A 14,708-nucleotide genomic window follows, 5' to 3' on the forward strand; every position below is an offset into this window, starting at 1 on the left:
CGAATTTTCCAAATGTCCTTAAGCTAACCTTATAGAAATTAATAGTGTAATCAGAAAGATTGTTCACCTTGCACTTTTTGATGTAGGCTTCATGCAGATCGGCGAAAGTCATGTCACTTATTTTGTTTAATATCTTTCTCTTTAGTCCGTTTTTCGATTGCATAAAATATCATTCCTTTCAATATTGTTTTTAAAAAAGGTTCCCTAGAACTACGTGAATTATAGACCACCACTTGTTTAAGTAACGTTGCAATTTCATAAAAATTTTATATCCAATATGTACAAAATTCAAAAAATTGGAGGGGCATAAATTTTTAAATAAAGATGAAGAAGGATAAAAAAAGACGCTTTTTCAAGCGTCAAAACATCGATCCGGCCAACAAGTGTTACTATTGTACTTAGATATTCAGCACATCCTTAACTACGACAGTCCAACTTTGCTAAGCCCGGTTACGTCCTTACTCATTATCTTGGTAATGAAATGGTGAGAATATCGTTTCTGATATTTGAGAACATGAGATAAAGGAACTCGATTATTTGCCCAAATTCTCAGAGAATAGGACAAAATTTGTCGTGCATATAAATCCCTCAGGGAGGGGTATATATGTCGTGCGAGGTTCAATTAATTCCTTTGGATGATATACGTCCATTATTCAATGCCAACATTTCTCAAGCTTACATGAAACGCATGAGAAAAATGAGTTTAAAGTTGCAAAATTTCGACCTTCTTTTAGTTGTAGAGAGGAACGAAAAAAATAACGGATATCTTTTAGTTGGAGGTTATGATAGATATTATTACCTAAAGAATCATACTGATCAGAAAGTTGCTCCCTGTATTATTGAAGATTCATCTACTCCGAACGAAATACTGTATAAAATTATGAGAAGGCTTTTTCTACCTGGTGATAACAAGAAGCATAATAAGGAACTTGTTTTAGAAATTCTAGAGGAATCTGGAGTAAGTTTAACACTTGTTGCGGATCAAACGCCGTTTTCTGAGAGTGAATTAAGAAAGGATTACAAATACAGCCCCACTATTCCTAAAGTGTTTATAAATATGAATACTACTCAGAAAACCCTCAATGAAATAGAACAATTAAACATTTCACCGGAAGCTAAGGCCTTTCTTTTTGAGAGAGCCGGACTACTAAGAGGTGATCCCGATAGGCTGACTGGCCAAGTTCTTAATACAATTAAATCTTATATTAAGAAGGACCTGAGAGTGAAATACTTGACACCCATTCAACAAATTGAAACTTTTAAACAAGCATTCAATCCAAAGAAAACTATTTTGGACAAATTAAAGGAGACGGTTAATCGATTTTTCTTCCGAAGAGCAAGCTAATTTATTGGTTAATTAGGCACTCACAAATTAAACCCACCCCAGCACATCACATAACCACCGCAGTGCCTCTTAAGCAAGCCAGTTACGTCCTTCCCTGAATCTTGGAATGAGCAGGGCGATAATTCTCGGATGTCATACCCACAGACGTTCATAGCTTGAGTCGTGGAGACTACACATCTCCTTCTTCAGGAACAATACAGATAAAAGTAAATCTATCACTGTCGGTATTCTTAAATTGATGCAATTTGTCATTGGGTACAAATGCAAATGAACCTGCTTCCACCGGATAATCATGACCGTCTAAATGTAGCGATCCCTTACCTTTGAGTATGTAAATAATGTGTGGCCAAGGGTGAGTGTGACGTGGAGAATAACCCCCTTCACCTAACTCGAACTCGCGCATTACATAACCTTCCCAACCTTGTGCTGGAGAGATGAGTACTTTCTTAACGGCATTTTTAATTTGTTCATTATCTATACGAACCCCTAAAACATCCCTTGAATGACTTACTGCGTTTCTCCCATCTACCCATGATTTAAGGAAGTCCCAATCTTTTACTAATCCGTTATCATGTAATATATCTAAGTAAACCCCGTCTCCCTTACCAACCTGCCAAATAGCTTGGGCAGAGTTGTCCTTATCAGTTACTCCATTTTCCATAACATATTTAATGAAATTATCTTTGCCTTCACCATAGTTCTCACCAACAAATGCTACAAGATAAATATCTATACAACTAGCTCCAAACTCTGATGGTTTTCCTGCAAGTATATGTTTCCTGACTATATCTTTCCAACTATCTTCGGGCGAGTTTAGTAACTCATTGTTTATTTCTTCAATTCTATAGGCCTTATAACTTCTCTTCTCCCATTGCTTAAGCTGTGAATAATCTCCGTTCATTTCAACAAGTTTATGTAACATATTTTTTAGATTACAAACGGTTGGGATTACGTTGATTTCTAAACTTCTCCCTCTTAGCTTATTTGGTAGTTGAAAACGTTCGGTCATGGATTCCCCTCCTTATCTTTGTTTGTATGTCAAAATGTGGTTCCCAAACTATTCATTCCTCATAAACTTCCATAATCCTCTAAATTGATTGTACAATATATAAAAAGACGCTTATTTCAGCGTCTTACGTTAGTCATTAAAGGTTTTCAGGCTTAGCTCTAACTCACCACCCGAGCACATCCCAAGACTACTTCAGTTCCTCTTTACCAAGCAGGATACGCCCTTCACTAATCTTGGGAATGGGCGAGGCGAATACACGTATGATTTAAGGAATATTACATTAAGGTAAGAAATATGTAAAAATATCCAATCCTTTCTTAACAACCCTTTTAAGAATCTTATGTTTACCCACAAAATCAGCCCAAAGGAAGCCTCTTTGGTAATACACTTTTATAAAACGCTTCCCCCAAGTTGTCTTGGCTAAAAAAGAATCTCTCCATTTTCTTAACTTAATAATTGGCAAGCAATCAGCGTCTTCATAAACTGCTGTTGCTACAAAACAACTGTTCTTATTTCTTTTCTCCATAATCTCTTTTAATTTTTTATGAGTAGTAGTCGCCGTCTCTTTATTACACTTAAAAAATAACACAAAGTTTGTTTGAGTAAATTTCTGAATAAACCCTATTTTAAGTAAGCATGGGACATGGTCATATGAAACGGCTGTTTCAGTCCAATGAATTCCTTGATAACTAAATCCATCTGATAAGCCATACTCATTTATTTCTCCATTAAAAATTATACTATCTTCTTTAATTTCTATAGAACCTATACAACCAATGTACTCATCTAAAGATTCATTATTTGACTGATAATCAGATAATAAATATTTACTATTTTCTAAAATCAAATCATTAACAACTGGGGCAATTTGTTGTTCAACTTTCTTGGAACTTTTAACCTTTTTCGTTCTAACTTTTGGATTTAAAGTATGTCGTTCTTGTTTGATTATCCCAGTGCCTGGTATAGATAAAGTAGTCCTGATCTCTTTTTGATTTATACTTACTCTAGCCCCTTTGACACCTGCGCTAATTCCTAATCCACCTTTAGAGCTATAATTTAGCTTAAATCCACCAATCAATTTTTGGGACTTCCTAAAATTCCATCGGCCCACCTTTGACACCCCCTATCTTGATATTCAATATCCTCCAAGTAATTCCTTTACATTTGCAAGCGGGTTCGTTAATACTTTTCATTTCATATATCTATGATACCAACGCTTCATTTTACTCTTGAAGCTGCCATAAATTCGGTCGTACCTGGAAAACATCCACCAAAGCCATTCCGAAACTGCCACCATTCCTCTATTAACCTGGTTACGCCCTTCCTTATCTTTGGATGGTCGGGCGGGAATAACGTGGCCGATACTTATGAACACGAAGCTAACTTATATTAGCTGCTCAGCTTCTCATTGATAACAATGACTTTTTAGATTTATTAGCATGAAGTAAATTCTTCTTCAAGTTGCTTCAGCATTAAACTTCCATAAGGAATTAGCCGTAATCAAAGGAACAATTCTCAACTGGAGCGAGTAAAGTCTTAAGATTCCTTATCTACAGAGTTCGACGTATTTAGGGCGCATATAAGAAAGCTTATAAAACGTTATTAATGTGCAAAAAGGTAGGGAGGCCTGCCAAGCCTATAATCTATTGATGATTTTTTTGTCGAAAATCGAATAAAGGCTTGTGATTGTTACGCGCCGCCTCAGGGTTGTTTTGTCTGGGACAATTACTCTCGAGTCTGTTAGCATCTTTTTTCGCCTTAGTTGCTGAGGCGCTACCGTTGTCTATATGGTTTCGGAAGTCATATAGCGGTCTGTCGCCTTTTCCCTTATTTATCTTGTTAGTGGCAACACTTCCCGTCAGATAATTATTAGGGTAATCTCCAACTAACATCGCAACCGTTTTCTCTTGGGTCTTAATGGGCGGGGCCTTAGGATCTACATAAAATGTATCTTTGCCACTAGGTTCTTCCTTTTTGGACTTCTTACCATCTAAGTCTTCGCCATCAACTCTGTGCCAGCTTTGACAAATTTCATTGGCTCTTCTTTTCACTCTAACTATTAGTTCCTCATCCTTATTGGTCTCAAAGTCAATATTACAAGCATAATTGGGCCGAATTCCATGACTATCAAGTTGCGAAAAAACCTCGTGCATTGTTGTATCTTGGTCTCTATAAAACGCACTTCCCCTTATTCTTATGAAATTCCAACCCAATCTTTCAAGAATAGCCTGTCGTTTTAAATCATTGGGCAAGTCATCTTGAGTATGCCATTTTTCGCCATCACATTCTAATGCAATCCGTTTATCCCCGTCTTCAATAACCATATCGATTCGATAGGCTCCAACTTTCATTTGAGGATTAACCTTGTATCCTTTGTTGAGTAGAATTGTCATTACTTCTGTCTCGAAGGGTGATTCTGCTACGCTTAATAATAATTGCTCCTCTTCCTGGGAGTTAGGATTAATGGCATGTTTGATAAGCCTCAAACGAATATCGTCGGGTTTCAAATCTATTTCCGGATTAAGAGAGTGGATAACCCACATTTGATCTTTGGCCCGGCTAGCAGCAACATTATAACGTTTACGGGTCAAATCATTTCTTCCATCCTCGCTTAGTAACCTTACAGGCCCACCTTTTTCACTTGGCCCTTCTACAACACTTAAGAAAATAACATCCCTTTCGTCACCTTGAAACTGAGGCGGAGTACCACATTGAATCTTTCTCGATTCATAGTCAACGGGGTCAAGATACGTTTGTAACAATCTGTCAATTTCATAACTCTGCTCTATTCCGAGCAAAGAAATAATGCCAAAACTTTTTCCTTTGTATTCTTCCATTTCTACACATGCACAAACTAAAGAAGCAATGTGTTCTGCTTCGACCTCATTGACTTTATTATGATTCTTACAACCCCCAGCGACCCTATATTCGATAACTGGGGGTTTTGTCTTGACTTTCGCCCCTTCCCTTAATGGCTTTATCCTTCCATTATATGATAATTGATTACTGAACTCGATAATTTCTGGAAGACACCGAAAATGCTCTGTAAGCATCAATGGTTTAAATCCAGATGACTTGGCCATATCATAAAGTGAAGTTTGAGCATTAAAAAGGTGATTATTGGGGATTCCTTGTAGGTATTGCTGAATCAGGGCATCAATCTCATCTTTTTTAATACCCACGGAATCAGGACTAACCTGCTCCTCATCGCCAACTATGATAATTCTTTTCCCTAAATAAAGCGCTGAGAGGGCAAGGATATCTGATTGGCTTGCCTCGTCTATGATCACCACATCAAACTTGTTGTTGCGCGGATCAAAATTTTCCACAACTCTATTTAACGGCATGATCCAAACTGGTATGGCAGATTGACAAAGCGGCATTAGTTCTCTCGCTTTTTTCATGAGCATTGGCGCACTTTTTCCAGTTCCTTTTCCGATCTGCCGGATCGTTGTTCTCCATCCTTCTATGGCTTGCGCTTGAACCGTCGTTCTATTCCTGATAATCTCAAACCATGCTTTTTCATACGCTAACTTCCTGGCGTTAACCAACAACCGATTATTAAGTAGTTCCAGCTCCTTCTGTATCTTGTTAGGATCATAGGCATCTATCCTGGCAAGTTGATTACTTAATTGGCACCATTTCCATGCTTGTTCAATATTCTCAGGTAATACATCAAATCCATGAATGCCTTCTCTCGCTTCAATTGCCTGTGCCCACCCAGGTGCTATTTCCTGCAGTTCTCTCAATAAAGCTTTTCTCTTAACAAAAGTCTCTTTTTTGGAAAGGATCGCAGCTAAAGTTAGGTATGAAGATTTATATGAACTGCTATCTTTCAGTTCGACACTAGAAATAAGCTTATCAACTAGAGTATTCGAGCCTTGATACTCGGAGACGTATTCAAAAAATGAATTCCATTCAGCTTGAACTTTATCGTATCTAAATTTGCTAACGGCAAATGTAAGATTCGGTAATATGATGTTATCAATAAAGTCCAGAATAGAGGATAACGGTGCATTTACATTTAGATGATTTTCAAACTTAAAACTATTACAAAGTTGAGTATTATACTGGTTAAATATTGGTGTCCATTGTTCTTCATACCAGGAAAGTGCCGAAATAATCTCATTCCTATAATTTGCTAAGACTAGCTCAAAATTTTCTTCAATTACTGTAGTATCAAAACTATCCTCTGACAGCAATTTCTTTACCTTTTTCAGTACCTTGTTTTTACTAAATTCATAAGAAATAAGGTCATATGCCAGGATGAAGTCCTTTCTATTTTCAATGACCTTCCCGTTATTTGTGATACACTCTTTTATTTTTTTCCATTTGGGTTTAGAAACTCTTGTTAAAAAGGTAATGGGCACTTCTTTGCCTGAACCAATAATTTCCTGCAAAATTGACAATGGGTCCTCGTCCATTAACGCCTTTGATATGTCGAATTCTTCTTCTAATCTAATTTCACATACCTTCTCATAAGACTCCATCAATTGGTCAAATTCTCGGATAACATCCTGCCAGAGCTTAGAGTATACTGAGTTGGTAATGGATTTATTGATTATCGTATGTTTCAGAGCTTCAAAATTTTGTATTTCCGAACGAATTCGCAAACACTGAGTCATTAAATCATTGACTGCCGATTCCGCAACGTTTTCTTCGAATACACTAGGCAGTGTATATTGCCGTAGGTCTCTTTGCAACTGTTCGAAGAGGATCTTCTTATCTTCGAAATCTTGTGGTTTCCAAAGATGCATAAAGTCCGGTACACTATGATTTAACACCGCTTCATCTGCGACAGTAATTGTATCATTGGTTTCAAATAGAAATTTCAAATCAGCTATGCTCAGCGGCAGCCCAATGGTGTCGTTGCCGGTTATGCTTTTAATATAATCAAAGCTGCCCACTCCACTCTTGATAAATTGGGCTGCCTCGATCGGTCTGATAGTCTGGTTATCATAGACAATATCTTTATATTCTAAGGACCGAATCTGGAGAAGCTCGCCGCTCCTCTCTTTTGAAGCATGGATTAAACTTTCTCTTTCCACAACCAAGTGTTCTATTCTCTTTTTCCCTTCATGTAGGTTAAGAGTTGTTCCTTTTTCGGCAATCTCATTAATGGCTTCGTCCATTTCCTTTTTCTGAGACCTGGAACTCAACAAGCTAATGCAAAGGCTTTGTAAGTTCAGATCCTTGCTGTACTGGTCTTTATACACCTTATCCTTAAGAACGGTCAGCGCCTTTTCTGTATGACTGGTGACTAAAACACTGTCCCCTTGACTCAATAGATGTCCTATAAGGTTAGCAATAGTATGGGTTTTGCCTGTTCCAGGGGGACCTTGAACAAGTACTGCTCCGTATTTATCCAGATATTTAATAATTTTTAACTGCTCGTTATTAGCAGGTAGTGTCAGTAATATGTCTTGGTCAATACCGCTATGATTCCAATTATCCTCAATCACTTCAATATGATTGGTTTCTTTATGTTTACCAGCCATAATCGTAAAGAATTCCGGCAAAAGTTCTTCACCCTTCTGGTTGATTTCATCAATTATACTATCAATAAACATTGAATACCCCAATGTTCTTTTTCTCAGAAAGAGGACTGGGCATGAAAACATATGGGCTTCTAGAAAAATGGGTACTCTTTCTTCCGTAAACCTTCCATCACGATCAATGACATGAATCATTCGCTTATAGAGGGCAAATGTGTTATTAAAGTCCGCAATACTATAATTATTGGCCTCAACATCTTGGATGAGATCGGAAAGCATCTTTTGGTTGATCGAAGGAATTATTCTCAAAAGCGATGTATATATATCCGTCTTAATTTCCTCACACTTGATTGTAAAAGCCGGAGTAAGTGGATCAAATTCCAAGTAAACCTTCTGTAGCAATACTGGGTGGTTAATACGTATGGCTTCCTTTTGCCAAACAAGGATCCCATCCCCTAAAATGAGCTCAACGCTCTCTGCTTCTTTTTTCATGTCCGAGTACAACTTAAACAAGTTATTGTAAAGGGTTAGTCCCTTCTCCTTTGGAACCTCGGCCTCTCTCCATTGTTTCCGCTGAAGAGTCCAGGTTTCGTAGGCCTCTATGCGCTCAACACTGAAATCAAATCGTTCTTCTTCATACGATTTGTTACTACCTTCTCCGATAATTTCGCGAACTATCATTTCCTTGATAGAAACTTCTTCAGTTGATAACTTTTTCCAGTCCCTTTCCAACCAATCAAGAAGGAAATCCTCAGGAGGGGGACATGGCTCAAGTATAGGCTTTTTTACTTCTAAAATGGATAAACCATTTACGTCTTCACCGGTAAACACAGATTTAATTTCATTAATTCTAGGTAAATCGGAAATATTCAAGCTCCATTTCTGGTTCACAAGTTCAGTAATAACTGGATTTGATAATTCGTTATATTCTTTTAGAAAGTTAAAAATACTTAAGACTTGAGCCATTATCTGCGTCCCCTTACTATTTATAAATCAATTGAATTTAACACTTCTCTAAGATTACGCAACTCTTCATCTGTTAATGTTGACCCCTTGCCCATTTTCCCTTTATCGTGATTCCAATCACGAAGGTCAAATTTGGCCGGTCTATCGTTCCAACTGACTTTGTTCAGTTCCTTTGTCCAACCTCCTTTTTCAGAAAGGATGGCAATTCTTTCAATAATTTCATATTTAAGATCAGCCATTCATATAACCTCTTTTCTTATTTGATAACCAATATCAAAACACTATCCTGAATATTGCATTTCTTTTGGACACAACATAGTTTCTTGCCGTGAGTTTTGTATTCATAAGCTTCTATATTCCTTCTGAATTTAATTATATCACTATGTATGGACGAATTCTTGTGAAAAACACAAATGTCTGCCTATTCTACCTATATAAGTAAATATCCAGAGCATATTGTCGCCCTGGATTACATTTCATCTTTTATTCCCCGCAAAGCCGTTTAGATTATTTGGTTTAACCCTGCTCTCGCAGGTGGGCATTTTCATCCTACCTTTCAATCTTCCCCTAGCATTGGGAGCCTGGCCTAATCAGTAATTTATTAAATTCCCAATATTTAAAATAGGATCAAAACCAAATCAAATCTTCGCACATAGCAGGTTTGAAGAAGTTCATTATAACAGAGTATGGGTTAAAGGCATTAGGAAAGTTATTGGTAAGTTAAAAGTAATTAACAATGTCATTATTAGACTATTTTCTGCACAGTTTTCTGAAATCTTCAATCATAATTTCTACTGCTTCTTGGCCATTCTTATAGCTTATTTCAATTGTTATCCCGTTAAATTCCTTTGTTGATGTATCGAAAGATAATAACGTATCAATACTCATTTCTGAGAAAAAAGAATAATTATTAATGAATTCAATTATTTCTTTCTGTTTATCGCTTTTAGCATTAGCATAAATAAAAGAAAAACCGCACGCCATAACAGTAAATGGCTGCTTTCTTATAAAGTCAGAATTTACTATTCCACCATATCCGAATCTCTCACAGTTAAATACGTTACAAAGAATATGTTCAATACTTACTGCATAACCTTGAGCCAATGACCCCATATGAATATCCATAAGCTTTATCCCCCTATTTTTTCTTAGTCCTAATAATTTAACCATTCTATAAAATATTCATTTTAATGTACTAAATTCAACACATTAAAAAACAAACGGAACGGTGTGGCGTATAACACGATATTCCTCCACCACAGCCTTCTTTTGGAAACTCGGTGCTTAAGCTACTAGAGCGTAACATATTCAAATACATTTTAAGCTTAGTGGAGAAGCAAAAACAAATTAATATATTTATAAATAAAGCTCATCAGTAAAGGCACCCTTGTGCAATGCCACTGGACGAAAACCGGTAAAAGCTTCCTCTATAGACATGTCTTCTTTCTACCTATATATGCTAAATTTCCAAATAATCCTGCAAGGTAGCAGCCGCCGACATTCTGGATTTGCTGATAGATTAACTAACTAGCGTCTCACTCGATCTTCTTTCCTTCATCCTCTCAAATTTTGGACGTAGATGATAAAAAATTTCTAAAATGGCTTGTAGAAAATCTAGGGCTTCGTTAGCATCTTCAGCTGTAATTTTGCCCGTTGTTGCATGGGCCCCCATATTTCGTAAAACTCTTAATTCATTCGACCATTCGAGTAACTCTTCACTAATGAGCCCATTATCTTTCATTTGTTTAAGTCCATGATAAATATTTTTCGAATCTGGAAAAGCATCTTTACATACTGCTTCTAAAGCTCGTCCAACCATAACAACTGCTGCAGTCCAGATTTTCGCATTTACACAACTTACTGCATCATCGTAAGATTGCTTTACCATGTCGGGAACTTCAAACATTAAATTTCGTTCATTCTGTGGATAAATTCTGTAATAATCATCCCAATCAAATCCAGCCCCAAAATCCTCTCTAATAAATAAACTTGGGGACTCACAGTGTTCGCAATATGCAAATGTAAACTCAAATGGTGGATGGTCATCGTTAGGACCAACAATATGTTCCTTTATAACTTTGAAGATTCTATGCTCTTTACAATATGTACAATAACTAACCATCTTTCTTATCTCTCCCTCCTCAATCTATTCCTCATGAATTTCTAAAAATATACTTCTTGACCCATAATATTCACGCTTCAAATAAGTAGCGGCGTTTTTTTCGTAACCATTGTGCCTAGCGTTAGAAAGCTTTATGGGAAAGGCCTTCTTGCCGTATTTCAAAATTATGGGCGTAGTCTCGTTTTTCTCAGCATATTAAGACACTAGCTGTGAAATTTAATTTCGTAAGCGTGACGCACTAGGGGCAAGAGGACTAGGTATGGTCAAAGTATTAATTAATTATTAGAATCAGATAGCAATTCTAATAATAATTTCCCTACTGTTGTCAGGCTCAACGTTCCACCAGAATAACCTATTATTGCGCCAGTCTGCTCACTAAGTAATCCTATGGCTTCTATTCGTTTGATCAGAAATTTTATCCTAGTGTTATAATTTTCGGGAAGGTAAGGGATAAGCGACATTCCATAACCATTAATAGTACAATATTCACCTTCGCCATGCTCATATATTGCCTGCAAAACAATTGCCTCTTCTGTATTTAACTCGGACAGAACCTGTAATAGATCTTCAGGATCGGCGATATTGTCGGTTTCATGAGTTACTGCTCCACAAAGAATCCCAGCAATTGCTAAGATTTTATTATAATTACGGGTACGTGTGGAATCATCTATGGCCTTTCGGAGAAGATCCATCCATTCCTCTGATTCTAGAAAGACAGAATCAACTTTTTCATTATCTAATAATTCTATCTTTTGCTGAAGAGCTTTAATAAACTCTTCTACTCTCTTAGTTTTAATTGCTTGTCCTCTTCCAGCCAAGAGCACGTCAATAAACCCTAAGCCAGTTAAAGAAACCATACTTCGAGTAGCTAATTCGCTAGAATAGAAGCAGCTAAACAAATCAAAACGTGATTTCAAGCATTGCATCTGATCAATCATTTTCTCTTTACCAGTAACTAAATCTTTCTGTAGCTTTTGCGGTATACTTTGACAAGCTAAGATCAATTTGTTTTCCTGCTCACTGTGCTTATCCATAATTATTCTCCTCTTACTCCATTACACATACTGCTGCTCATATCCCTAAACACCTTCCCAGCCAAATTTTCCTAAGGCTCATCCTAAAGTTTTGTAACATTTCCCACAAATCAGAACCGTTCAGTACCTACAAGGCACAATACCAACAACCACGTTCAGAATCGAGAACCTCGTGGGGCTTAAAGTTATAGTGCGTAATGGTAAGTACATAAACCTTTTACAATATAGAATCTGCTGAAACCTTATAACCTACGGCCTTTAACTCTTTTATCAATTTTATTTTCCATGCACCTTCACTGTCATATTTTTTGTATATGACACCTTGATAATCACTCATTAGCTCGATATTTTCATTTCCACTTACTAATGCGAAGGTTCTATCTCTGCCTAATAAGCCAGTAAAATATCCCAACTCAAAAACAACATTTTGTCGTGCTCTTCTTTTTTCAACATTATCCTCAATACATAGATCATCAGGACTCAATAAAGCTATCGCGTAACCAACATTATCTGCGAAATACTCAAATTTCTCTATAATCGTCCTGCCTTTATCTTCTTGCTCATGAAGAATAATAGGGTTCAAGCCAATTTTGTCAACTACTCTAGCAACAGTCTCTTTCATCGCTTCATCATGACCATGAATTATAAATATATTTTTGCTGAATTCAACTTTATTACTGTCAAGAGTACAATCGTTCTTACTCAACTCTTTATCTAACTTATATTCTTCAATAAACTTATCAATTATATTTTTAAATCTTATTTTACCCTCTTCCCATGCTTCACGAAATGCACCCTCGTTCGAACCCCACATAACATCTCTTACTAGATTAGCTCTAAACATGCTACCATTCAGTACCTTAATTGAGAAATCATTCGGTCTTAATTTGGACAAATACATTCGTGTTCTGTCCAATAGTGCATCTAATGAAACGTCATCATCAAATGTTATAGTCTCAACATCCACCTTACATTCAATTAATTTCTCTATTAATATCTCCATGCTAATCCCCAGCTTTCCTTATTTATAATTAGCTCACAACATAGTTCCAGCAAATAGACTGCGCGTCCAACACTATTGGCAATAAGAGTAAGTTTATACCTATTTACACATTTTTCCTCGTTTTCCTTCTATGATGGTCGAAATATTACGAAATATTAAAAAAGGGCCGGATCATCCAAGATAGAACGATCTGACCTACAAAAACATCTCACCCATATAGGGGGTCTTTTTCCCCTATTTTCTTATACAATTACGCAAAATACCCCTTATACCCCAACCCCGTACACCATATATTTGCGTAAAAGTGTACCCCCGGGGGTCTAAAATATGTTGATTTCTCACGTGCACGGAAACATAAAACACACTGTAAAATTACACCAAACCCCGGAGACCGCTGATACCAAGCTATTCCCGCTCTATCATAACCACGCACTCAACGTGTTGCGTCCACGGAAACATATCAACGGGCTGGACACTCATTACCGTGTATCCCCCAACCGTGAACCCGCCAAGATCCCGTGCCAAAGTCCCTGTGTCACAAGACACATAGATGATGCGCTCGGGCTTCAGTTCCAGTAATCGTTCTAAAACATCCCCGTGTAAACCAGCACGTGGAGGATCTAAGACCACTACATTGGGTTTTTCCTCTATCTTCATCATCCGCTGTTCAACTTTACCCTTCAGAAATTCCACGTGCCCGACTGCATTATTCTTGACGGCGTTTTGAATGGCATTTTCCACAGCATAGGGGTTTTCCTCGATTCCCGTCACCTTCTTAGCCTTAGTTGCTAGAGCTAAGGCCAGTGTTCCTATTCCCGAATATAAATCCCAAACTATTTCTTCTCCGGTCAGGGCTGCCCCATCCAAAACAAGCTTATAGAGGATATCTGTTTGTAAGGAATTGACTTGTAGAAAGGATAAAGGAGAAACATCAAACCTCAAATCTAGAATCGTTTGGCCGAACTCCTCTTCTCCCCAAATCAATTGTAATTTCCCTTCTGCATTGGCCCCCCAAACAGAACGGATTCCTTCTTTAGCAAGAGCCTCAAAAAAATCGGGGTTTTCTGCGACGGGAAGGACTTTACTCGGCGGTCCCTCTAAAAGTAAGAGGCCTTCATGGTTGGTATTTTCACGAAAGATAAGCGTATGTATTTCTGAATAACCAGCATCCTTAGCTAACAACTCTTCAGTCCGCCGGATCCAGCGGTTCATACGTTCACTTAAAAGCAGGCAATCAGCAAAGTTTACCAGAGCCTTCGACCTCTCCTTAAAATATCCCAATTCTCCTGAAGGAACGCGGTGCAGACGTGCCTTATTTCTATAACGCCATGGATGCTCCATACCGATCATAGGTTTTACTTCCACACTTAACTTACCAATTCTAGTCAACGCATCCTCAACCCAGCGTCGCTTCCATACTAAAGTCTCCTTATACGACATATGCTGAAGTTGACATCCGCCGCACCCTTCAAAAACTGAACAGGGTGCATCGATGCGTTCTGGTGAACGCTTGTTAATCTTTAGAAGACGTGCTTGTTGCCAATTTTTCTTAGCTTTCGTAACAACCACTTCCGCGGTTTCTCCGGGCAGAAGTCCGGGCACGAAGGTTGCAATACCGTCTATGTGCCCAATTCCTGAACCGTCTGAAATAAGTCGAAGACATTCGACGGTTGTTTTTCTAGGCATAGTAGCCTGATTTGATTTATCTTGTTGACTCATAATATCTCCTTAAAG

Annotated in this window: 10 protein-coding genes and 1 other RNA gene; 1 reads left to right on the top strand and 10 read right to left on the bottom strand. The window is 37.6% G+C overall.

What is annotated here, in order from left to right; genetic code table 11:
* Window positions 1-631 precede the first annotated feature (631 nt).
* Window positions 632-1,345 (top strand): hypothetical protein, encoded by a 714-nt coding sequence (locus HGJ98_RS06380; RefSeq protein WP_291350231.1) that lies wholly within the window; start codon window positions 632-634, stop codon window positions 1,343-1,345.
* Window positions 1,346-1,514: 169 nt separating this feature from the next.
* Here the strand turns inward: HGJ98_RS06380 and HGJ98_RS22355 are convergent, their stop codons facing one another.
* The 10 genes from HGJ98_RS22355 to rlmD all read right to left on the bottom strand — a co-directional run bounded on the left by HGJ98_RS22355 (window position 1,515) and on the right by rlmD (window position 14,693).
* Window positions 1,515-2,354 carry a cupin domain-containing protein gene (locus HGJ98_RS22355; protein WP_367142681.1) on the bottom strand — a complete coding sequence of 280 codons (840 nt, stop codon included), beginning with the start codon at window positions 2,352-2,354 and terminating at the stop codon, window positions 1,515-1,517.
* A gap of 280 nt (window positions 2,355-2,634) precedes the next feature.
* Window positions 2,635-3,465, bottom strand: a complete 831-nt coding sequence (locus tag HGJ98_RS06390; protein WP_291350232.1) for a DUF4236 domain-containing protein — start codon at window positions 3,463-3,465, stop codon at window positions 2,635-2,637.
* Window positions 3,466-3,997: 532 nt separating this feature from the next.
* Window positions 3,998-8,815: an AAA domain-containing protein gene (locus HGJ98_RS06395; protein ID WP_291350233.1), complete on the bottom strand. Its 4,818-nt coding sequence runs from the start codon at window positions 8,813-8,815 to the stop codon at window positions 3,998-4,000.
* Window positions 8,816-8,835: 20 nt separating this feature from the next.
* A complete protein-coding gene (locus HGJ98_RS06400; protein WP_291350234.1) occupies window positions 8,836-9,054 on the bottom strand; it encodes a PC4/YdbC family ssDNA-binding protein in 219 nt (72 codons plus the stop codon).
* A gap of 244 nt (window positions 9,055-9,298) precedes the next feature.
* A non-coding RNA gene (ssrS, locus tag HGJ98_RS06405) (6S RNA) lies at window positions 9,299-9,480 on the bottom strand.
* Between the two features lie 85 nt (window positions 9,481-9,565).
* Window positions 9,566-9,940 carry a hypothetical protein gene (locus HGJ98_RS06410; RefSeq protein ID WP_291350235.1) on the bottom strand — a complete coding sequence of 125 codons (375 nt, stop codon included), beginning with the start codon at window positions 9,938-9,940 and terminating at the stop codon, window positions 9,566-9,568.
* Between the two features lie 394 nt (window positions 9,941-10,334).
* The gene (locus HGJ98_RS06415) at window positions 10,335-10,937 is read right to left on the bottom strand and encodes a DUF4145 domain-containing protein (protein WP_291350236.1); all 603 of its coding nucleotides are present in this window, start codon (window positions 10,935-10,937) and stop codon (window positions 10,335-10,337) included.
* Between the two features lie 275 nt (window positions 10,938-11,212).
* Complete coding sequence (locus HGJ98_RS06420) at window positions 11,213-11,971, bottom strand: hypothetical protein (RefSeq protein WP_291350237.1); 759 nt, start codon at window positions 11,969-11,971, stop codon at window positions 11,213-11,215.
* 217 nt (window positions 11,972-12,188) lie between these two features.
* Complete coding sequence (locus HGJ98_RS06425) at window positions 12,189-12,974, bottom strand: nucleotide-binding protein (RefSeq protein ID WP_291350238.1); 786 nt, start codon at window positions 12,972-12,974, stop codon at window positions 12,189-12,191.
* Window positions 12,975-13,379: 405 nt separating this feature from the next.
* Window positions 13,380-14,693, bottom strand: coding sequence for a 23S rRNA (uracil(1939)-C(5))-methyltransferase RlmD (gene rlmD / locus HGJ98_RS06430; RefSeq protein WP_291350239.1), 1,314 nt, complete (start codon window positions 14,691-14,693; stop codon window positions 13,380-13,382).
* Window positions 14,694-14,708: the final 15 nt, after the last annotated feature.

The organism is Desulfosporosinus sp. (assembly GCF_014237355.1).
GTDB lineage: Bacteria > Bacillota > Desulfitobacteriia > Desulfitobacteriales > Desulfitobacteriaceae > Desulfosporosinus.